At 45.2% G+C, this 23,019-nt stretch carries 19 protein-coding genes; 17 read left to right on the plus strand and 2 right to left on the minus strand.

The window, feature by feature from the left end; translation table 11 throughout:
* Nucleotides 1–4 precede the first annotated feature (4 nt).
* From AWH66_RS18025 to AWH66_RS18110, 17 genes are all read left to right on the plus strand, one after another.
* On the plus strand, nucleotides 5–1,384 hold the full coding sequence (locus tag AWH66_RS18025; RefSeq protein ID WP_063603875.1) for an AMP-binding protein: 1,380 nt from the start codon (nucleotides 5–7) through the stop codon (nucleotides 1,382–1,384).
* Nucleotides 1,385–1,454: 70 nt separating this feature from the next.
* The gene (locus AWH66_RS18030) at nucleotides 1,455–1,823 is read left to right on the plus strand and encodes an ApeI family dehydratase (protein WP_063603852.1); all 369 of its coding nucleotides are present in this window, start codon (nucleotides 1,455–1,457) and stop codon (nucleotides 1,821–1,823) included.
* Nucleotides 1,816–3,594: a glycosyltransferase family 2 protein gene (locus AWH66_RS18035; protein WP_063603851.1), complete on the plus strand. Its 1,779-nt coding sequence runs from the start codon at nucleotides 1,816–1,818 to the stop codon at nucleotides 3,592–3,594. The genes AWH66_RS18030 and AWH66_RS18035 overlap by 8 nt, the downstream gene beginning before the upstream one ends.
* Entirely contained in the window at nucleotides 3,578–5,116 is a 1,539-nt protein-coding gene (locus AWH66_RS18040; RefSeq protein WP_063603850.1) for an HAL/PAL/TAL family ammonia-lyase, read from the plus strand. The genes AWH66_RS18035 and AWH66_RS18040 overlap by 17 nt, the downstream gene beginning before the upstream one ends.
* Before the next feature lie 85 nt (nucleotides 5,117–5,201).
* Nucleotides 5,202–5,654: an acyl-CoA thioesterase gene (locus AWH66_RS18045; RefSeq protein ID WP_038225683.1), complete on the plus strand. Its 453-nt coding sequence runs from the start codon at nucleotides 5,202–5,204 to the stop codon at nucleotides 5,652–5,654.
* Between the two features lie 52 nt (nucleotides 5,655–5,706).
* On the plus strand, nucleotides 5,707–6,297 hold the full coding sequence (locus AWH66_RS18050; protein WP_063603873.1) for an outer membrane lipoprotein carrier protein LolA: 591 nt from the start codon (nucleotides 5,707–5,709) through the stop codon (nucleotides 6,295–6,297).
* On the plus strand, nucleotides 6,269–8,641 hold the full coding sequence (locus tag AWH66_RS18055) for an MMPL family transporter (RefSeq protein WP_063603849.1): 2,373 nt from the start codon (nucleotides 6,269–6,271) through the stop codon (nucleotides 8,639–8,641). Before AWH66_RS18050 ends, AWH66_RS18055 begins: the two co-directional genes overlap by 29 nt.
* Entirely contained in the window at nucleotides 8,638–9,309 is a 672-nt protein-coding gene (locus tag AWH66_RS18060) for a DUF3261 domain-containing protein (RefSeq protein WP_143081533.1), read from the plus strand. Before AWH66_RS18055 ends, AWH66_RS18060 begins: the two co-directional genes overlap by 4 nt.
* A 9-nt stretch (nucleotides 9,310–9,318) precedes the next feature.
* Nucleotides 9,319–10,524, plus strand: a complete 1,206-nt coding sequence (locus AWH66_RS18065) for a beta-ketoacyl-[acyl-carrier-protein] synthase family protein (RefSeq protein ID WP_063603848.1) — start codon at nucleotides 9,319–9,321, stop codon at nucleotides 10,522–10,524.
* Nucleotides 10,517–10,981: a hotdog family protein gene (locus tag AWH66_RS18070; protein ID WP_063603847.1), complete on the plus strand. Its 465-nt coding sequence runs from the start codon at nucleotides 10,517–10,519 to the stop codon at nucleotides 10,979–10,981. The genes AWH66_RS18065 and AWH66_RS18070 overlap by 8 nt, the downstream gene beginning before the upstream one ends.
* Nucleotides 10,978–11,703 carry a 3-ketoacyl-ACP reductase FabG2 gene (locus AWH66_RS18075; protein ID WP_063603846.1) on the plus strand — a complete coding sequence of 242 codons (726 nt, stop codon included), beginning with the start codon at nucleotides 10,978–10,980 and terminating at the stop codon, nucleotides 11,701–11,703. The genes AWH66_RS18070 and AWH66_RS18075 overlap by 4 nt, the downstream gene beginning before the upstream one ends.
* Nucleotides 11,700–12,926, plus strand: coding sequence for a beta-ketoacyl-ACP synthase (locus AWH66_RS18080; protein WP_063603845.1), 1,227 nt, complete (start codon nucleotides 11,700–11,702; stop codon nucleotides 12,924–12,926). Before AWH66_RS18075 ends, AWH66_RS18080 begins: the two co-directional genes overlap by 4 nt.
* A gap of 215 nt (nucleotides 12,927–13,141) precedes the next feature.
* Nucleotides 13,142–15,178, plus strand: a complete 2,037-nt coding sequence (locus AWH66_RS18090; protein ID WP_420882869.1) for an alkyl/aryl-sulfatase — start codon at nucleotides 13,142–13,144, stop codon at nucleotides 15,176–15,178.
* A gap of 236 nt (nucleotides 15,179–15,414) precedes the next feature.
* On the plus strand, nucleotides 15,415–16,305 hold the full coding sequence (locus tag AWH66_RS18095; RefSeq protein ID WP_063603842.1) for a LysR family transcriptional regulator: 891 nt from the start codon (nucleotides 15,415–15,417) through the stop codon (nucleotides 16,303–16,305).
* 87 nt (nucleotides 16,306–16,392) lie between these two features.
* On the plus strand, nucleotides 16,393–17,475 hold the full coding sequence (locus AWH66_RS18100) for an efflux RND transporter periplasmic adaptor subunit (RefSeq protein WP_063603841.1): 1,083 nt from the start codon (nucleotides 16,393–16,395) through the stop codon (nucleotides 17,473–17,475).
* Between the two features lie 10 nt (nucleotides 17,476–17,485).
* Nucleotides 17,486–20,560, plus strand: a complete 3,075-nt coding sequence (locus AWH66_RS18105) for an efflux RND transporter permease subunit (protein ID WP_063603840.1) — start codon at nucleotides 17,486–17,488, stop codon at nucleotides 20,558–20,560.
* A gap of 3 nt (nucleotides 20,561–20,563) precedes the next feature.
* Nucleotides 20,564–22,069, plus strand: coding sequence for an efflux transporter outer membrane subunit (locus AWH66_RS18110; protein WP_063603839.1), 1,506 nt, complete (start codon nucleotides 20,564–20,566; stop codon nucleotides 22,067–22,069).
* A gap of 392 nt (nucleotides 22,070–22,461) precedes the next feature.
* On the opposite strand, the gene AWH66_RS18115 is transcribed toward AWH66_RS18110, so the two are convergent.
* Together AWH66_RS18115 and AWH66_RS26305 are read right to left on the minus strand one after the other, a co-directional pair.
* Nucleotides 22,462–22,845, minus strand: coding sequence for a hypothetical protein (locus AWH66_RS18115; RefSeq protein WP_006071882.1), 384 nt, complete (start codon nucleotides 22,843–22,845; stop codon nucleotides 22,462–22,464).
* Entirely contained in the window at nucleotides 22,842–23,015 is a 174-nt protein-coding gene (locus AWH66_RS26305) for an ANR family transcriptional regulator (protein WP_006071884.1), read from the minus strand. Before AWH66_RS26305 ends, AWH66_RS18115 begins: the two co-directional genes overlap by 4 nt.
* Between the last annotated feature and the right edge of the window lie 4 nt (nucleotides 23,016–23,019).

The following is a 23,019-nucleotide window of genomic DNA, read 5'->3' on the forward strand; positions in this document are numbered from 1 at the left end:
TCACATGAACCGCCCTCACAACACACACCAGACGCTTGCGCACCTACTCGGCACCTCTAAAATCGGTGAAGACATTGTCGCGTTCGATATGGAGAAACAGTGGACGTGGCAGCAATTCTTACACGACATTCGTGCCACGAGTGACATGCTCGAACACTCGACCTCACAGCGCGTTGCAGTGTGCACACTAGATAGCTATCAATTTGCCGTTGGGTTCTTAGCCTGCTGCCATGCAGGTAAAAGTGTGGTCCTTCCCGGTAACTACCAAAATGCGGCGTTGACTGAGCTTTCCTCCCAGTTCGATTTATTACTCCATGACGCTGGCGTAGAGCCCGTTTCGAGCAAGCCATGCGAAAGGGTCGCTATTGATTCTCACTTTGAAAACCTAAAACCTTTTCCTGTCCTCGATTTAAAGCAAGCTGAAATCATCTTATTTACTTCTGGTTCGAGTGGAACACCAAAAGCTATTGTTAAGACACTCGAGCACTTAGACACAGAAATTGCCATCCTAGAGTCTATTTGGGGCGATCTGCTAGGCAATGCCCTCGTCGAAAGCACGGTCTCTCATCAACATATCTACGGGTTGTTGTTTCGTGTACTTTGGCCACTATGCACTGGACGTGCATTTGCTTGCCGAAACCTAGAGTATCCTGAGCAAGTGATAAGTCATGCATCGGCCAATCGTGTGCTAGTGAGCAGCCCTGCACTACTCAAGCGATTATCGACCCAGACAGATTCTTCGGAGATACGCGCCTTGTTCTCGTCAGGAGGGCCGTTACCTTACGACGCTGCAAAACACGCTAACGGACTTTTTGGACAATTACCTATCGAGGTCTATGGAAGTACGGAAACTGGAGGCATTGCCTACAAGCAACAGTACAGTCTAAATGAATTTTGGCGGCTATTTCCCGGCATTGAAGCCGAGCTAAATCACGAACAATGTTTGAAGCTTAAGTCACCACATATTGATGCTGACAACTGGTACCAAACTGCGGATGCTTGTGTATTCCATGATGAACAACGCTTTGAATTAAAAGGACGAACTGACCGTATTGTCAAAATAGAAGAGAAGCGCATTTCGTTAGTTGAGGTTGAAAAACGTCTCGATCAGCTAGACTGGATTTACGAAAGTGCCGTATTCTGCTGTCACGATAAACAACGCTTGTCACTCAACGCCGCTATCGTACTCACACCCGCGGGTCTTGATAAGCTTGAATCCCTAGGGAAAGGCAAATTTTGGCTATTGCTGCGCGCAGAATTGAGGCAATGGATTGAGCCAATCGCGGTTCCACGACGTTTTCGAGTCGTTGCAGAAATACCATTGAACAGTCAAGGTAAAAGGCAAGTATCTGAACTCGAGAAGCTTTTTACCGACTTGCTGTAGTTCGTTTATCGTAAAGAACACTGCTTACATTTACACGACTTACATTTAAAAGACTAAGACCGACACGACCATGACAAAAAGAAAACCGACCGTACTAAATTCTGATGTACAATCAGCGTCTGCAACGCTCTGTATTCAAGCAGACGCCGACATTCTGGATTTTTGCGGTCACTTTAATCACTTCCCTTTACTTCCCGGTGTAACTCAAATTGATTGGGCACTCTATTACGCAGTTGAGCACCTTAACGTACCTTCTGCGTTTAAAGGAATGGAAGTGATTAAATTTCAAGAGCCTATTCTGCCTGATGCAATCATCACACTGACTCTGAATTGGAATGAAGAGACGCAAAAGTTAGCGTTTAAATATACGTCAATAGCTGGGGAAGACATCGTAGTGCATTCCTCCGGTAAAATGAAACTAGGTAGTTCAAGTGAGTAACAGCAAAGAGTGTGGACATGCAGAGAGCATCCAAAAACAAGGCAATCAGTATCTGCCTTGCTTTCTCATTCCATGCTTTAATCATGGTTCTACTGTCGAAGGCGTGGTGAAATCGTTAAAGCCATATGGCTTTGCAATCATTCTTATCGACGACGGCAGTGACCAGAGCACAAAAGCAGCGCTTAACGCCGTGGCCATCGCTCACGACGCACACCTTATTACCCTTGAACAAAACCAAGGGAAAGGTGGCGCCGTGATGGCAGGGATTCGTCATGCAAGTACGCTCGGGTTTACTCACGCCATACAAATTGACTCTGATGGTCAGCACGATCTAGACTCACTACCTGTCTTAATCGAAACATCACAGAACCAGCCTTATTCGCTTATCTCAGGCAAACCAGTTTATGACAGTAGCGTACCTAAATCCCGTTTGTATGGGCGCTATATCACTCATTTTTGGGTGTGGGTTGAAACGCTTTCGCTGTCAATAAAAGACAGCATGTGTGGCTTTAGAGCCTATCCAGTTGAGGCCACTATCAACGTTCTCAATCGATACAACATCGGCACTCGAATGGATTTTGATATCGAGATCTTGGTTCGTATGTACTGGGAAGGCTGTGACATTCAGTTTATTGATACCCGCGTTATGTACCCAGAGGGTGCTATCTCTCACTTTGATGCCTTGTGGGACAATGTAAAGATCAGCAAGATGCATACGAAGTTGTTCTTTGGCATGTTACCGCGCAGCCCAAAATTGATCGCCCGCCATTTTCACAACCAAAATGTGAACACACCTAATGACGCTTCGGACAAATCTGGTGCTCATTGGTCAACCCAAAAAGAACGTGGCACCGTTATCGGTATCAAAACCTTGCTTTGGGTATATCGTTTGCTGGGGCGTCGAGTTTTCAATCTCGTTTTACCCATAGTTATTGGTTACTACCATTTAACCAATGCCCGAGCACGTAATGCCTCGCAGCAATACCTCGACAATTTAAGGCGCTACACGGAACATCGCAACATTGCTCTGCCCGATGATTTAACCAGTCAGAAACACCTATTGTCATTCGGTCATACCATGCTCGACAAACTGGCAGCATGGCAAGGGGATTTCTCACTGGATAATTTAACAATTCATGGGCAAGAGCAGTTCCAGCCTTTGATTGATAGCCAACGGGGTGTTTTATTACTGGGCTCTCACCTTGGTAATATTGAGTTGTGCCGTGCTCTCAGCCAGCGCTATTCCCATATCAAAATTAATGCCTTAGTTTTCACAGAACATGCCGAGCAATTTAACTCAGTAATGAGAGCCATTAATCCAAACTCTGACCTTAACCTGATTCAGGTCAGTCAGATGGGCCCAGATACTGCGATCATGCTGCAACAAAAAATCGAGCAAGGCGAATGGGTCGTTATCGTTGGCGATCGAACATCGACAAGCAAAGAACAACGCTGCGTCTGGGCCGACTTCTTAGATAAACCTGCTCCTTTTCCTCAAGGTCCGTTTATGTTGGCGTCGGTGCTCAAAGCTCCGGTCTACCTAATTTTTGGTTTCCGAGACGATAGCCATAAAGAACCACATTTTAATGTCTATTTTGAGCATTTTAGTGACAAAATAGCCTTACCACGTAACAATCGACAAAACGCTTTGGAACACGTTGTCCAGCGGTATGCGAACCGCTTAGAGCACTATGCAGTAAAGTCGCCACTACAGTGGTACAACTTTTTCAACTTTTGGACGCTAAGTAAGCACAATGACCAAGAAAAATAACATCACCTTCGGCGCAGAGCGCCTTTCTATCGAAGACGTCGTCGCCATTTCTGCTGGCGCAGCGGCTAGTATGAATAGTGCTCCTGATTATGTTGCCAAAATTGACCGCAGCGTGGCCTTTTTAGAACGTCTTCTTAAAGAAGAAGGTGTTATTTACGGGGTAACCACAGGGTATGGCGACTCATGTACTGTTGCTATTCCACCAAACCTTGTCGATGAGCTACCACTTCATTTAACTCGTTTTCACGGCTGTGGCTTGGGCGACATACTCACTCACGAACAATCTCGCGCTGTGCTTGCGACCCGTTTATGCTCACTAGCGCAAGGTATGTCAGGCGTTTCTCACGATCTACTCAACCAAATTACAACACTGATCAATCACGATATAGCACCAAGAATTCCTCAAGAAGGTTCTGTCGGTGCCAGTGGTGACCTAACACCGCTGTCTTACCTTGCCGCGGCCCTCATCGGTGAACGAGATGTACTGTATAAAGGCGAGATTCGTGAAACTAAAGACGTCTTTGACGAACTGAACATCAAGCCTATCACGCTGCGACCAAAAGAAGGCTTGGCACTCATGAACGGCACCTCTGTGATGACTGCTCTCGCTTGTTTAGCGTATAAACGTGCAGAATATCTTGCACAACTGTGCACCAAGATCACTGCGATGGTTTCAGTGGGTATTCACGGCAATGACTTCCACTTTGATGAAGCCCTATTTGCTGTAAAACCGCACCCAGGTCAGCAGCAAATTGCAGCGTGGCTACGTGATGATCTTCAGGCTGAGCGACCGCCTCGTAACAGTGACCGTCTGCAAGACCGCTATTCATTGCGCTGCGCACCACATGTCATTGGTGTTGTACAAGACTCACTGCCTTGGTTACGACAGCTGATTGAAAACGAGCTTAACAGCGCCAACGATAACCCGATCATTGACGGTGATAACGAACGCGTACTGCACGGAGGTCATTTCTATGGCGGGCATATAGCTATGGCAATGGACACACTCAAGACGGGTGTTGCCAACCTCGCCGACCTACTTGATCGTCAAATGGCACAGTTAATGGATTACAAGTTCAACAATGGCTTACCGTATAACCTAACGGGCGCTGAAGGTGAACGTAAGCCTATTAACCACGGCTTTAAAGCGGTACAAATCGGTATCTCGGCTTGGACAGCTGAAGCTCTAAAACACACGATGCCAGCGAGTGTTTTCTCTCGCTCTACCGAGTGTCACAACCAAGATAAAGTCAGCATGGGTACCATTGCTGCTCGTGATTGTTTACGCGTGTTAGAGCTCACTGAGCAAGTTGCCGCGGCTTCTTTGTTAGCTGGTATTCAAGCCATAGAACTCAGAAAACGCCAAAATGAGTTAGATGAACATCATATGAGCGAAAATCTGAAGGCAATTCGAGACTCCATATTAAGTGAGTTTGAAATGGTCATTGAAGATCGTCCTTTAGAAGCGGAATTGCGCCATTTCATGCAGCGCATACAACAGCGCCACTGGTCTCTTTATTAAGCTAAATTTACCGTTACAACGTAAATCATTCTCTGGTTAAATTGTTTAGTTAACCCCATGGGTTTATACAGTATTAGGAATCGTTATGACTGATATTCAACATCCGCTTACAGCTGAGGTCAACATCATTACCTCTTTTCAAGATGCGGATCCTATGGGCGTCATCTATCACGGGAATTTCTTTCGATTTTTCGAAGAAGCCCGCCGAGTTTTGATGAGTAAAATCAGCTACGATTATCGTGCCATGCAAGCCTCTGGCTATGCGTGGCCGATCATTGATACCCGAGTGAAGTACGTTAAAGCCATTCCCTTCAATCATGAGATCCGAGTAACGGCTGAGTTAACTGAGTGGGAAAACCGTCTGAGAGTCGACTACGTAATTTACGATGCACAAACTGGTGCTCGTATGTGTAAAGCGCACACCACACAGGTGGCGGTAGCAATTGAAACTGAAGAGATGTGTTTCGTCTCTCCAACTATTTTCACCGATAAAGTTGAGCAATGGCATAAACAAGGACATTTCAATAATGAAAATTAGACAAAATATCCACGTTAGACGCTATTGTTCAGCCTTAAGAACTATAGCAACAATGATGCTGCTAATTGCTTCTCCTTTTGCGTTGGCCCAGGTCAACACAATGGAAGAGTTGCAACAACAACTCGCTCAACATCCTATCGTACGTGGCGATTTTGAACAGAAGCGAACGCTCGCAATGTTTGACCAACCTTTAACTTCAACGGGTCAATTTACACTCGATAAAACGCACGGTTTATTATGGCGGCAAGATGTGCCCTTTACGGTGCAGTTAGTGTTAACAAAAGACAAGTTACGCCAGACTTTCGCGGACCAACCTGCACAAGTTATCACAGCAAAGGATAATCCTATGGCATTTTACTTTAGCCATATATTCCTAGCCGTGTTTCATGGTGATACCGAACAGCTAAAGCAGCAATTTGATATGACGTTTAAAGCCGACAATGGTCAATGGACCTTAGTTTTAACGCCTAAAGCCGCACCACTCAATGCCGTTTTTGATACCATCACACTAGGTGGAAAAAGCGACCTTGAGCGCTTAACACTGCAAGAGATCCGTGGCGATAAAACCGACATCCTTTTCAGCAACCAAAGCTACCAACCTGAAAGCTTAACGGATGCCGAACAAGCTCAATTCAAGTTCTAACATTATGCGCCGCCTACAGTTCACTCAAACACGTTGTTATCAACTGGCCACATTGTGGGCTGGCATCGTTGTATTTGCTATTTTCTTACTGATCAAGCAATGGGGATTCTCAGCGACCTCACCAATTGAGACTGACATCCTAAAGCTACTCCCCATCAACCAGCAAAACCCTATCGCGGAAAGTGCATTTAATAAAGTAACAGCAAGCATGAGTGACAAAGTGGTGTTTGTGCTATCGACTAACGATAACTCAAAAGAGCACTCGACTCTCTTCAACGCTGCAAACACTTTTGCTAATCAACTGAAAGACAGTCCCTACTTTGCTTCGGTCACTGCAAAAATATCACAAGACCAACAAAAGCAATGGGCTCAATATTACTTTCAACACCGCTGGCAGCAACTGACCAAAGATCAAAGGGAACGGCTAATCACCAACCCTAGCGCCCAAACACAACGTGTGATTCAAGCGATTTATAACCCATTTTCTGGCGTTACAGGTAGCGAATTGGAGAATGACCCTTTTCTACTGTTTCGCGATTATTTAAGTCAAGTAAGTCACTCTTCTTCAGCGTTCCAATTACTGAACGGTTTCTTAACCACAGAGTATCAAGGCAAAACCTATTTACTGGTGACGGCTGAACTCAATGACTCGCCTTATAGTATGAAGGCGCAGCAAGCCGTGCCTGACATCGAACACTGGCAGCAGCAACTCAAGCATAAGTTTGACGTTGATGTTGCACATACTGGTGTACTTTTTTATGCCGATTTCGGTACTCGCAGTGCTAAGTCCGAAATCAGTACAATTGGCGTATTTTCGCTCGTTGGCGTGGTTCTTTTAATTGTTCTCATTTTTCGAAGTGTCGTGCCTCTTGCTCTAGCACTTCTCTCCGTCTCCATGGGTTTGATGGTTGCTCTGGCAGTGACAACAGCGATATTTGGACAGGTCCATCTATTTAGCTTAGTGTTTGGTGCTAGCTTGATTGGTGTGTCTATTGATTATGCCTTTCACTTTCTTACTGACCGTTTAGCAGCGGGTAATAAGTGGAACAGCGTTAAAGGGTTGCAACATATTTTTGTAGCGATCACTTTTGGGCTACTCACTAGTTTAATTGGTTACTTAGGTTTATTAATTGCCCCTTTCCCTGGCTTACAACAGTTAGCCTTGTTCTCGGCAATTGGACTGATCTCGGCCTACGTCACTGTAATCGCGTGGTACCCAATTTTAGCAAAAACACCAAGTCAGCCACGTGCTCTACCGGGTCAGAAGTTGAGTCAGCTGTGGCTTGGCTGTTGGCAGCAGCAAAGTGTCTGGTTGGGCCTACCTCTGGTTGTTTTGCTGTTAAGCGCTATCGCTGTCACCAAAGTACACTATAACGATGACATCCATCAGTTGCAGGCGATGCCAGCAGACTTGAAACAGCAAGAATCTACTATTTCTGGTTTAACCGGAATGCAATCCTCTCAGCAAATGTTAGTGGTTACCGCTCAAAACAACGAAGCGCTAATGCAAACTTTAGAATCGCTAGAGCCGCAATTGGACTCATGGCAAGACAATCACGTGATTACCGGTTACCAAAGTCTAAGCCGCTACCTTCCTTCGCAGCAAAGACAGGCGGAAGATTTTAAGTTGATTCAGAATTTATACGCAGATCAAGCCGAACCATTAAAAGCGGCGCTGCAAATAAGTCAGTTACCGTCGATGGCGAAACAGCCTCAATTGATCACGTTAACTGACTACCTTAAACAGGCGGTATCAGAGCCAGTTCGTTTCTTATATCTCGGCGATATCGAAGGTAAAGTCGCCTCAGTGATTTTACTAAAAGATGTGTCTAGCGCTGAAAGTATTAAACAGCTAGCCCACCAGCATAACAACATCACCTACCTGAACAAGGCAGAAGAAGTGTCTGATCTTTTTGCTCAATACCGAGTCAAGATTATGGAGTTGTTGGGTTTTGCCATTGCAGCTATCGCCGCCGTTTTAGTGTGGCGCTATGGTCTGGCTCACAGCATACGAATCCTTCTACCCTCACTCATCGCATGTGTTGCAGGATTGGCCGTGACAGTGTTGTCTGGTGGAGAATTAAACCTGTTTAACCTACTGGCACTGATTCTAATCATTGGTATTGGCATCGATTACACCTTGTTTTTTGCTGAACAACAGCGATGCCAAAGCACCTTGCTAGCGATCACGCTTTCTGCTATCACGACATTATTGTCATTCGGTTTGCTGTCTTTGAGTCAAACACACGCTATTCACAGCTTCGGAATTACCGTATTAGTCGGTATTTTCGTGGCTTGGCTGCTCTCGCCTTTAGCCATTGTTGATAATAAGGAAATGAGATGACCTTAACCTTTTCTCCTACTCTGGCTCACACACCAATAAAGATTATTAATAGGCTAAAGCAACGTATCGGTACGTTGATCGCAACGCTCTTCCTCCTAGTGACGACAGGCTGTGCTTTACAACCACAAGATGCTTCTACACAAGTGCAACTAAACTCAAATACATCGGTTGAACTGCCAACTCCAGCTCAACTAGGGTATCAGCTCAACGCCAGTCAACTGATCAGTGCGACCTGGCAAACTCCAAAGGGACCAGAGTCCTCACAACTGCCAGTGCAGTTGCAAGTGGATAAAGACAAACTTGTACTCGCTGGGTTCTCTTCATGGGGAACACGCATTATGTCTCTGAGTTATCAGAATAACGATATCGAGGCGAATGTACTAAACGGTTTGGAGAATACACTTCCTGAGCCGGAGCAAATTTTGTTTAATCTCATGATGACGCTCTGGCCAAAGAGCGCTTGGGAAGCTCCACTTAGCGCAATAGGTTGGCGAATCAAAGATTCCACGCAACAACGTCAGCTCATCGATGAGACTGGGGCTACGGTAATCACAATCCGTTACAGCAACCCAGATCCACTTCGTGGTAAAATTTACTTTGAGCACCAACAATTGGGGTACTCAATTGTAATCCAAACGCTCAACTTTCAACTCAACGGCAGTAAATAATAGATAGGTATGAAGCAAAGCATTCCCCCAATACCCATTTTCATCCAAGATTGCGGGTTCCACTCAGCTCTAGGACATACACCTGAAGGTGTAAGACGGAGTTTGTCTCAAGGTTATTGCAACCATATGGAACACGACCATGGATTGTTGAATTCGGGAAAAGAGACTGTCGTAGGACGCGTTAAAGAAGCACTACCTGAGCTTCCCGCCGAGCTTAGCCACTACGATTCAAGAAACAATCGATTGGCGCTTTCTGCATTGCAACAAATAGAAGACAATGTGCGAGCCGCCATTAATCGTTATGGTTCAGAGCGCGTCGCCGTCATTGTAGGGACCAGCACATCTGGGATTTCCGACGGTGAAGTGGCTTACACTGAAATACTGGCTACAGGCCAATTTCCAAAAGAATATCATTACACCAAACAAGAGTTGGGTAACTGTAGTGACTTTATTGCTAAGTACTTTGGCATCAAAGGTCCTTGTTATGCGATTTCAACAGCCTGCTCTTCCAGTGGGCGTGTATTTATCACAGCGAAACGGCTACTCAAGTCAGGGCTGGTAGATGCGGTTATTGTAGGCGGTGCAGATACGCTATGTGCACTAACACTGAACGGATTCAATAGCTTAGAAGCGCTATCCAATACGCTTTGTCGTCCATTCGATGCAGCTCGAGATGGAATCAATATTGGTGAGTCCGCCGCCTTTATGCTGCTTGGTCATCAACCATTAGACACCGATAACAAGCCAATCGCTTTGCTAGGGGCTGGTGACAGTTCTGACGCCCATCATATCTCAGCGCCTCACCCGGAAGGTCGTGGTGCGGAAGAAGCAATGCAAAAAGCCCTAGCAGATGCTCAACTAAGCCCAACAGATATTGGCTATATTAATGCCCATGGAACCGCGACACCATTAAACGATAGTATGGAAAGCAAAGCCATTGCTCGTGTTTTCGGTTCTAACGTGCCAGTTAGCTCCACCAAACCATTTACTGGCCATACACTTGGCGCAGCCAGCGCAACAGAAGCGGCTATTGCTTACCACATACTCAAATCGGATTTGTCTTTGCCTAAGCAATCCTGCAAAAACAAAGCACCCGACATCGACATTAGCCTTGTGGAGACTGACCTCAAACTCAATGGAAAAGCAATATTGAGTAACTCATTTGCCTTTGGCGGCAACAACATCAGTCTTATTTTTGGAGAATGGAATGACTAATTTTCCAGACATCGCCGAACTGCTTCCTCATGATGCACCGATGATTTTGGTGGACCGTTTGATTGATGTACAAGAAGAGTCTGTGCACTGCCAAGTGGATATTGGCGAGCACCAATTGTTTTTTGATAACGAATCTAAGACCACTCCCGCATACGTCGGTATCGAGTTCATGGCACAATCTATTGCCGCTTGGTCAGGGTTTCATGCGAAACAAAAAGGTGAGACACCACCCATCGGTTTTCTATTAGGTAGCCGACGTTACCAGGTTGATTGTGACCGTTTTGAGCAGGGACAAACTCTCGATATCTATGCTGAGAAAGTAATTGAAGATAGTGGAATGGCGGTATTTTCTGCCCGAATTGAGCTTGATGGAGTACAACTTGCTTCATGCCAACTCAATGTTTACGTACCATCTGAACAAAAATTAGAAGAAATGAAAAATAGGAACTCCCAATGAGCCGACAAGTTTTAGTCACTGGTGCCAGTAAAGGTATTGGTAAAGCCATTGCTATACAACTCGCTAATGATGGTTTTACCGTCGCCGTGCATTACATGGGCGATAAACAAGGCGCGCAAGCTACGTTGTCAGCCATCGAAGCGAATGGCGGTAATGGCCGCTTGATTCAGTTTGATATCAGTAATCGTGCCCAATGTCGTGAGCAAATTGAGGCGGATATTACTGAGCATGGTGCGTACTACGGCGTGGTCAACAACGCGGGGATTACTAGAGATACCGCTTTTCCGGCGATGACGGAGCAAGAGTGGGATGGGGTTATTCATACTAACCTAGACAGTTTTTATAACGTACTTCATCCTTGTGTAATGCCAATGGTTCAAAAACGAAAAGGCGGCAGAATCGTCACTCTTGCATCTGTGTCAGGCATCATGGGTAATCGCGGGCAAACGAACTATAGCGCTGCAAAAGCTGGCGTCATTGGTGCGACAAAATCGCTCGCTCTAGAACTGGCTAAGCGCAAGATCACAGTGAACTGCGTAGCACCTGGTTTGATTGATACAGGAATGGTGGATGAGCATGTGAAAGAGCACGCGATGCCACAAATTCCACTACGAAGAATGGGTGAGCCTGAAGAAGTGGCTGGTCTGGTAAGCTATCTGATGTCTGATATAGCCTCTTATGTCACCCGCCAAGTTATCTCTGTTAACGGAGGCTTAGTATGAGTCGCCGTGTTGTAGTGACAGGAATGTCCGGCGTTACCGCTTTTGGCAACGACTGGACGACAGTTGAGCCGAAGCTTCGCGCCTGTGAAAACGCCACTCAATATATGCCAAGTTACGAGCAATATGACGGGTTAAATACAAAATTAGCTGCACCAATTGATCAATTCGAATTGCCTAAGCATTATAAACGTAAACAAGTTCGCGGTATGGGGCGTGTTTCTAAGCTCGCTACTGTTGCTACTGAAAATGCATTACTGCAATCAGGGCTTATAGGTAATGACGTTCTTACCAACGGGCAAACTGGTATTGCTTACGGCTCTTCTACCGGAAGTACCGATGCCATTGGTGCGTTTGGTGTGATGCTCAATGAAAAAAGCACTAAAGCTATCACCGCAACCACATATGTTCAGATGATGCCCCACACTACCGCGGTTAATGTGGGCCTCTTCTTCGGCCTTAAAGGTCGCGTCATTCCTACCAGTAGCGCTTGTACATCAGGAAGTCAGGCGATTGGCTATGCTTTTGAAGCTGTCAAACATGGCTATCAAACGGTGATGGTTGCAGGCGGTGGCGAAGAGCTCTGCCCAACGGAATCGGCCGTCTTCGACACGCTATTTGCCACCAGCTTAAAAAACGATGATCCAAAGTCCACGCCGAGTCCTTACGACTCAGGCAGAGACGGCTTAGTCATTGGCGAAGGCGCTGGCACATTGATCCTTGAAGACTACGAACACGCCGTTGCTAGAGGTGCCACTATTTACGCTGAGATCATCGGTTTTGCCAGTAATTGCGATGCTGCACATGTAACACAGCCTCAAATGGAAACCATGCAAATCTGTATGGAAATGGCGTTACGAGATGCCGGTATCACCGCCGATAAAATCGGCTACGTTTCTGCCCATGGAACCGCTACAGAGCGCGGTGATATCGCAGAAAGTAACGCAACAGCCAATGTCTTTGGCAACATTCCTATCAGTTCTCTTAAGAGTTATTTTGGTCATACCTTAGGGGCTTGTGGCGCTATTGAAGCTTGGCTTAGCTTAGAGATGATGAACTCTGGCTGGTTTAGCCCAACGTTAAACCTAAACAACCTCGATAAAGAGTGTGGTGCATTAGATTACATCACTGGCGAAGGACGCAATATCGACGCTGCATACATCATGAGCAATAACTTTGCTTTTGGTGGTATCAATACGTCGATTATTTTTAAGAAATACAACTAGACTTCCTACGCGTCATACATACAGTTATGTCGCTCTTTTCCTCCGTTCATTTCATTGAGCGGAGGTCTGTTATTTTGTCCTCATACCCTCTCCCACTAAAGTTATATGCCTCACCTGACATCATTTTTCTGTCACAAATAGACATACTGATATTTATCCTTGTGATATCAGCTATCGCCCTCGCTGCGTTGTTGGTCTTTATCTCGCTATCTACAATGCGCCTCAGATACTTAAAGCCCACAATTTATGAGGCCATTATGAAAAAATCCATTCTAGCTGTTTCCGTATTATCTATTGTTTCTGCACATGCATTTGCAGATTACGAGTCAGTAGAGACTTACCAAGGTAAACCAGCAACTTCACACACTATCGAAGCCAACAATGCGCTCGCAAAAACACTTCCATGGAAAGATACCACCGCGTTTGATCGTTCCAAGCGAGGCCTAATAGCCGAGTTTGGTGACCATCGTGCAGGAGAGCTAAAAAACCGCATGGCTCACTTAGATAATGATGAAATTCCAGCCTCGGTTAACCCTTCGATTTGGCGACAAGCACAGATGAACTTTACGTCAGGCGGTCTGTATCAAGTCACTGAAGGTGTGTATCAGATTCGTGGTGCTGACCTTTCAAACATGACTATCTACAAAGCAAAAACAGGCTACATTATTCACGACCCTATGGTAACGGCTGAAACCGCACTAGCAGGTTGGGAGTTTGCGAAAAAGCATCTTCCGAAAATCAACGGCAAGCATAACATCGTAGGTATGATTTACTCGCATACGCACGTTGACCACTTCGGCGGCTCGCGTGGTATCTACGAGTCAGGTGACTTTGTAGAAGGTGCTCCTATTATCGCACCGGTAGATTTCATCCGTGAAATGGCGGACGAAAATGTATTAGCGGGCAACGCAATGGGACGTCGTTCAGCTTATCAATACGGCTCAGAACTGGGTAACGATGTCACTGGTATTGTTGATAATGCACTGGGCATGGGCTTATCAAAAGGTAATGTTACGCTTGTAGCGCCAACGCAATACATTGAAGAAAGAGAAGAGACCGTTGATATTGGTGGGCTAGAGTTCCACTTTATCAATATGCCAGGAGCAGAGGCACCCGCAGAGATTGTTCATTACATCCCTGAATACCGCACACTGCATACTGCAGAACTGACCTACGACGGCCAACACAATATCTATACCTTCCGCGGTGCTAAAGTCCGTGACTCGTTAATCTGGACTAAGTACCTGACAGAGCTGAAAATGCGATTTGTAGACTCTGGATTAGTCGACAGTATTCACGCTGCTCACTCTGCTCCGATGTGGAATGATAAAGGGAACGAAATTTCCGACTACATTACCCTTCAGCGCGATAACTATGGATTTGTCCATAACCAGTCGCTGCGCCTTGCTAACCATGGTGTCACCATTAATGATGTTGGGCGTGAAATCGACAAGATCATTCCGAAAACGCAGCAAAACAACTGGGCTTCAAGAGGTTACCACGGCTCCTACTCGCATAATGCACGTGCTGTTGTGAACATGTATTTGGGTTATTACGACATGAATCCAGTTAACACCAATCCACTGACTACAGTTGATAAGTCATGTACCTATGTTAACGCTGCTGGTATCGATACCTTCATGAAAGTCGGCCAAGAACATTTTGCGGTGGGCGAGTATCAACAAGCCTCTCAACTGCTCAATGATGTTGTCATGTGTAATCCCGATAACAAACAAGCACGCGAGTTGTTAGCTGACAGCTTTGAGCAGCAAGGCTATCAGTCAGAAACTATGGCGTGGCGTAATAGCTACTTACAAGCTGCGGTTGAGCTTCGTACCAACCAAATCGGTGAAGGAACTAAAGTAGCATCGGCGGATGTTATCGCCAACACACCAACTTCGAGTTTCCTAGATTTCATCGCCGTGCGCCTCAATGCTCCTAAAGCGGAAACACTAGGTTTAGAATTCAATATGAATGTGGTTCATCCTGACGTTCAAGAAACCTATTACGTTGAAGTGTCTAACGCCAATATGGCAAGCCTTGAAGTCGATGAAATAGTGAAAGATACCGATACCACCCTACGCATCAACAAATCCGATTTGACCAAGGTGGTGTTAGGTCAAACTACGCTTGATGAGTTGATTAAGTCCAACGAAGCTCAAGTTGAAGGTGATGCGAACACGCTCAAAGATTTGGCTAGTTCGCTAGATAGCTTTAAGCAAGGTTTCGAAATTATGCCTCTGGCTAAATAACTCTCTCGTCTAGAAAGTATTATCTAAAACAACAAAGGTAGTATGCAGCTGGCAAACTCGAACGATACAGTCAATGCATACTACCAACCCACCCTTCCTCTTCAATATTCCATACCAATCTATTCATATCACGCTAGCTAATGAGGCAATCAGTCCTTTTCAGACCATGCTGTTCATCTTTTTAATTACTATCATACGCTCGAAAATTCCGTCTTTTTAGCACCTACGATTCTGATATGAAAATTGCAGACCTAAAACTGTTCACAAAAGTAGTAGAACTAGGCAGTTTTACTGCCGCGGCCAATGCCCTTGACCTGCCTAGAGCCAATGTCAGTCGGCGAATCAATGAACTCGAAAAGGCAGTAGGGTCGCAATTATTTCACCGGACAACCCGCAACCTATCGCTGACAAACAGTGGTAGCACCTATTTTGACGAAATTACCCAAGCCATAGAGTTATTCGACCGTGCTCAACAATCACTGTCCAGTTCTAGAGATATGCTTACTGGGAAAATTAAGCTCGGAGTCCTACCCGAGACTTATGACCTTCTGCAGCCTATCTTGTTCGAATTTCATGACAAATACCCTGAGATTCAACTCGACATCCGCAGTATCAGTAACGGATTCAATGAGATTTTTCAGCAGGGTTTAGATATCGCTATTCACGGCGGAACCATATTCGACTCTGATATTGTTGCCCGAAAAGTGATTCAATATCGCCGAGCATTAGTCGCTTCGCCTGAGTATGTTGAAGAGTTTGGAGCTCTAGAGTCGTTAGACGAACTTGACCAACATAAGTGTATTTGTTTTCGCTGGCCTAGTGGTGATATCGACAGCCAGTGGCACTTTGATTCAGGTACCGCTTCTGTCAAAGCAAGTTTAATCGCCAACAGTGTCGGCTTTATTAAAGGCGCGACCATAAGGGGTCGAGGTATTAGTTTCTTACCGACAATGATGATACAACGAGAGCTAAAACAAGGAACGCTCGTGCCTTTGCTACCTCAAGAAACAGCCATAAAAGAAGATGGTTGGCTACTCTACCCTCAGCCAAAAACATTGAATAAAGCCAGTAAAGTGCTCATCGAGCACCTCTCTTCAGAAATACCGCGCCTCAATCAATTGTCATAATTTTTATGACAGTAAGTCTCATCAGAGACGGCTTATTTGAACACTGTTCAATATTAAGATAGCTCCATTATTACGGAGCTATCTATTATGAAAACAATAAACACAATCACACTCTGCATCGCAACGTCCATCGCGTTGCTTGGATGCAATCAAGCCAAGGTGCTAGAGCAACCTGAACCAAAACAAACCACTTTACAGGTCATCAGACTCAATAGCTTAGAAGATAATTCAACCAAGCATTTTAGTGGTGTAGTCCGTGCTCATGATAGCGCTAACTTGGCATTTCGAGTTCCCGGTACGCTGAGCGAAGTTCACGTACAAGCAGGCGATAGTGTTAGAAAGGGTGACGTAATTGCTCGCTTAGATCCTCATGACTATCAAGTAGCACTCGAAGAACTAGAAGCAAAGATGCTTGAAGCAAAATCAGCTCACAAACTAGCAAAAGCCGAGTTAAAACGGGTTAAACAAGCAATCGCTGACAATGCGATTGCCAGTGTAAATTTGGACCGTGCCACGAGTGGTTATGAACGTAGCCTTTCAGCAGTGAAAGTCGTCAATAAAAACATCCAGAGAGCCAAAGACACATTAGGCTATACACAGTTGGTCGCACCTTTTGACGGTATTATCGCCAGCGTAGAATTTGATGCCCATGAGCAGGTTCTACCCGGTATTGCCGTAGCAACCATGCAAGATAACTCCGCATTGGACGTTAAGATTGATGTGCCAGAAAATATGATCGACCAGTTTAGTATCAACGATTCAGGCTCTATTACCTGGTATCAATCAGACACTCCTATCAACGGGTATGTCACCGAGATAGCTCCACTTCCTCACCTGATCAAACAGACCTATACCGTTACCTACACATTGGACAATGCAAACCAACATCTCTTCTCGGGCAAGTCCGTTACGGTGTCATCAAAAACAACGGTGGCTAAAGATTCATTCTGTATTCCCTACTCGGCGCTAGTGGGAGAGAAAGAGGAACTACATATCAATGTGGTACGCAATAACGAGGTGGTCTCGACACCCGTTGAACTGAGATCTTTAGATGCTTATCAAGCTTGTATCTCTGGAAATGTGAAAGGCGACGACTACGTAGTAGTGAGCGGATCTTTCTATTTAAAAGATGGTGATGTAGCAGACAAACTTGTACTTAGGGATCTATAGGACATAGAACATGATTAAACTCGCCGAATTCGCCATTCGACAAAAAACATTTCTGTTGTTTTTTATCACGCTTAGTATCATCGCTGGCATCTATTCTTATTTTGATCTTGGTAAGCTAGAAGACCCAAGCTTTACCGTAAAAACCGCGGTTGTCGTTACCTTATATCCAGGAGCATCGGCTGAACAGGTCGAGAAACAGGTGACCGATACGGTCGAAACCAAGCTGCAAGAAATGGGGGAACTAAATCGGTTACGATCACTGTCTCGCCCAGGCATGTCCATGGTATTCGTAGACCTTAAAGAAAGTCTGAACTCCCAAGACTTGCCTCAGCAATGGGACATACTTCGCAGTAAGGTACAAGATGTAAAACTGCAGCTCCCTGCTACAGCGCAAATCAGCCTAGTGCAAGATGAGTTTTCCGAAGTCTATGGCATGTTGTTTGCCATTCATAGCAACGATGCTCAGCCGGAAGAACTTCGACGTTATTCAGAAGAACTCCAACGTCGTTTAAAAACCATAAAAGGCATTAAGAAAATTGAATTACACGGTGTCCAACCACGTGTGGTCTATATCGACCTTCCCGATGAACGCCTTGCTCAGTATGGCTTGTCTGTAGCTCAAGTTTGGAATCAACTTAATAGTACCAATACCACCTTCGAAACGGGTAAATTCGATGCTGGTTCAGAACGTATTCGAATTCACCAAGGTAGTGAATTTCAATCTCTAGCCGATATTCGCAATCTCGTAATTAAAGGCGGGGTCAGTGAGTTTGGCACTGGGCTTATTCGACTCGGTGACGTTGCAGATGTCACCATGGGCTATCAAACACCAGCACTTACAGAAAACCGCTACAACGGACAAGCTTCGGTCACATTGGCAGTAAGTCCAGTCCCGGGGATTAATGTCGTGTCGTTAGGCGATACGATCCAAGATATTATCAATGACTACCAAGCGAGCTTGCCTCTTGGGGTTGATATCTCGACTATTGCATTTCAACCTGACGAAGTACAAAAAGCTATCGACAACTTTGTCGGCAACCTGTTAGAAAGTGTGGCGATCGTCTTTGTGGTGCTACTGATCTTCATGGGTTTTAAGAGTGCAACAATTGTTGGCGGCAGTCTTCTTCTGACGATACTGTTAACGCTTATCTATATGAACATCAACGATATAGATTTACACCGAGTATCCCTAGGTACGTTTATCTTAGCACTTGGGATGCTAGTAGATAACGCCATCGTTATCACTGACATGATGATCGCAAAGTTAAATAAAGGTGTTGAGCGAACACAAGCGGCGTTAGACTCTGTTAAGGAAACTGGTGTTCCTTTATTGGGTGCGACTATCATCGCCATCATGGGAGCAAGTCCAGTTCTATTCTCGAAAACGGACGCAGCCGAATTCGCAGGCTCAGTATTTTATATCATAGCGTCTTCACTCTTACTCTCTTGGCTTGTTGCTATGACATTCACCACTCTCATGTGTTGGCTGTTCATCAAACCTAATTCAGAAAGCAGCGAAGACAAAATGGCTCGCTACAAACAATGCGTAAACTGGACAGTCGATAATCCAAAAAAAGCGCTAGCAGCATTGATTCCATTAATTGCGGTTACCGCAATGGCTGTTCCGTACATTGCTATTAACTTTATCCCACAATCAGATCGCCCAATTGTATTCTTCGACTATTGGCTACCTAATGGAGCCAAAGTAGAACAAACCTCAATAGACATGAGGAAAATGGAATCCTGGCTGTTACAGCAACCAGAAGTGGAGAGCATCGCCACAGCAATTGGTAGTAGCGTTCCTCGATTCTCTGTGACGGTTGAACCAGAACCGTTTGACCCAGCTTACGGTCAAATACTAATTAACACCAAAGATTACCAATCAATATCTGCACTTGTTGCACGTGGTGATGCTTGGGTAGAGGAGCAGTTTCCTAATGCGGAGCCTCGATTCCGAGCCTTGAAGCTTGCCACCGCTGATAAATACGCGGTCGAAGCTCGCTTCTCTGGTCCAGATGAAGCTGTACTACACCAACTCGCTAATCAAGCTAAAGCCATTATGGCCCAGCACCCTGAAGCGAAGTACGTACGAGACGATTGGCGCCAACAAAGTAAGGTACTGACTCCAATTATTAACCAAGACAAAGCGCGCCGTGCAGGCATCAATCGAACCGATATCGCCTTTGCCATGAAGCGCGCCTCGGATGGCATGCCACTTGGTCAAATGAACCTCAATGATGAGTTAATTACCATTCAGCTTCGTGGTTCTGAACAAACCATGGCATCACTAGAGACATTACCCGTTAAGTCCATTCTTGGATTGCACAGTGTTCCACTAGGGCAAGTTGTGGATGGCTTCGAGTTAAAAGCCGAAGAGAGCATGATTTGGCGTCGTGACCGCGTGAAAACCATCACAGCTCAGGCGGGGGTTGAACGTACCAGCACTCCTGCGAGAGTTCGAAATGCCATTAAAGACCAGATTGAAGCAATTGAGTTGCCACCTGGCTACACAATGACGTGGGGTGGCGAGTATTACGACGAACACAAAGCAGTGTCAGACATTTTGAAGCAGCTGCCTAAAGCACTGCTCATCATGGTGATTATCCTCGTCGCGATGTTTAATGGCTTTAAACAGCCTGTGATTATTCTTTCTACGATTCCATTAGCAGCAACAGGTGCCACCTTTGCCCTACTTGCTTTTGATAAGCCATTTGGTTTCATGGCGCTCATCGGTGCCGTAACGCTCATGGGTATGATTATTAAAAATGGCATCGTGCTCATGGATCAAATTGAACTAGAAAGGCAGAACGGTTTGGGACTTTCCGAAGCCATTAAGTCAGCGACGATTAATCGTACGATGGCTATATCTATGGGCGCATTGACCACGGCCTTGGGGATGATCCCACTGCTCAGTGACCTGTTATTTGATCAAATGGCCGCAACCATTATTGGTGGACTGGCAGCCGCAACGGTGTTGTCACTATTTGTTATGCCAGCTCTTTATCGCTTGGCCTACAAAGAGACACCAACAACAGCAAAATCATCGACACACGGCACTATCGTCGCGTCAGAACAAAAGGCATAAAACATGAAAACGCATCACTCACGTAAATGCCTACTTAAGGCGATAAAACTTGCTCCTTTGACTCTCGCGATAACATTAGCGGGCTGTGCTGTTGGGCCTGATTACACAGAACCAACGATGACTCTATCAAACACTTACTTATATGGTAGTAACAAGCAACAAGCTGAGAACGATTACTGGTGGACAAGCTTTAACGACGACTCACTAAATCAAATGGTACAAGATGTGCAGCGTCAAAATATCCCGCTTAAAATGGCAGCCGAGCGGATAAAAATGGCCAACAGTTATCAATCTGTAGTGAGCTCTTTTAAAGTCCCTACTGTTAACATTGGGGCGGGCTACTTTAACTATCAGTTGAGTAAGAATGATTCCCTATTAGGTCCAGCATTAAACCCTATCGGAGACTCGCTGCCAACTGGCACACCTTTAGACTCCACAACCTTGCTAAATAATCAGCATGATGGCGTGTTTGCTGGCGTTAGCATAGGTTGGGAAATGGATCTGTTTGGGCGTATCGACAGACAGTCGAACGCCGCCAAGATTCGTGTTGAACAAGCAGAAATCTACCGCAGTGGGCTCAATACCCTAATTACCGCAGACTTGGTGCACAACTACCTACAGTATCGTGGCGCTCAAGAGAGAATGGCGTTGATTGACGCAAACTTGGCCGACCAAACTAAGACATTAGAGCTAGTAAAGAAACTGGTAAAAAGTGGCTATGGCTCTGAACTCGACTTAGCACAAGCTCAAACTATGCTGGCTGCAACTGAGTCGGTTATTCCACAACTGGAAATCGCCCAACAAGTTCATAAACAACGGATGGCAACTCTATTAGGTGAACCTCTTACTCAAGTCGATATTCGCCTTGCTAGCAGTGCTGGTCTGCCAAGTCTAGAAGGTGTTATCCCCGTTGGCCTGCCATCTGATCTTCTAAAACGTCGCCCAGATATACGCATTGCTGAACGTGAAATGGCCGCGTTAAACGAAGAAGTCGCAGCTAGCATTGCCAATCGTTACCCCAAGTTTTTCCTAACTGGAACTCCGGGAGTATCGGCAAGCAGCTTTGATGATTTATTTGATTCTGACTCTGTTGGGTGGGCTGGTGCGGTTGGCGTGAGCTGGAACGTGTTTGATGGAGGAAGAGGCGAAGCACTGGTTGAGTTGAACGAAGCACGCTTTGACGCAGCAGTACTTGGCTACGAACACTCGGTCAACACTGCAATCACCGAGGTCGACTCTATGCTGTTTGCGTATGGGCGAAGCCAGCAAAATGAGCAACGTATTCAAGAAGCACTAAACGCCTCTGACAACGCATTAAGTAAAGCACAATCATTGTACAAAGCAGGCCTTATCAACCATCTTGCATTGCTCGATGCACAACGCCAGCAGCGTATTATGGAAGATAGATTACTAGCGGCAAGGTTGCAGACTGCACAAGTGACAGTAGGAGTCTTTAAATCACTAGGCGGAGATTGGCAGCTTCCTAATTTAGTACCAGAAGACGCTTAACATATTGCATTATGAAAGAACGCGGATGACTGAATCGCCGCGTTCTTTCATTTCGTAAAGTACAACAGTTCATTACTGACAGGCTATCGTGAAAGAATGACACTTAGCTACTAGTCAGTTGAGGTCACTACATCAAAGCACTCTTGCTTAGCCCGAGAGCGTAAAATCTTCTAGATAATATTTCTCGAATGTTCAGTATTTTCAGAACGATTATTTCGAATTAAAGGAATGGAGTAATGTTATTTCAACGTTAAGTTTTAACCGACTGTAACCATAAATTCGATACCAAGATGAAATATACGGATAGAGTTAATTTCATTTACTTCTGAAAAATATAATGTAGCAAAACTCGTAAAGCAATTTACGCCTCACGAGCTTTCAAAACTCTAAGGTTAACCTATTTGGTTTTGTTCTTTTAACCTCTTTAGTTGGTTAATAGCACTGAACTTAGCACGCGTCTGTACATACTTCGCCAAGGCTCTCTCTTGGATATGAGCCACCCTGATGGCACCAAGTACATTTACCTCCAATGGCGCATCAATCGAAAAAACCATCGTTGGAATATCTGATACAAGGTTGTGATAGCCATTGTTAGCTAGGATATCGCACTCGTAACTCTTACTTATCAAGTTGCAAGATATACAGATATTTACATATTTAAGCTTTCCTATAATAAAGAAGTTAGAGTCATCACTCCCACGCTGAACTTCAGTGAACCCAAACTCCTGCAAAGAAGCAGTAATCGTTTCAGTATGCTGTTCAACGAAAGAACTCATAATTTTTCCCTTTGCTTGGCACAAAATCGGTACCTTATCTGATACCACGCTTTATCCTGACGGGCAGTGGCTTGCTCTACGGCCTTCTTCCAGTAAATAGATGCTTCATTAAATTGACGCTGTCTCTCTAACTTTGAAGCGGTCTCTGCATACTTCTCGATATCAGTCAAAATT

The sequence above is a fragment of the Vibrio barjaei genome (assembly GCF_001639065.2).
Lineage (GTDB): Bacteria > Pseudomonadota > Gammaproteobacteria > Enterobacterales > Vibrionaceae > Vibrio > Vibrio barjaei.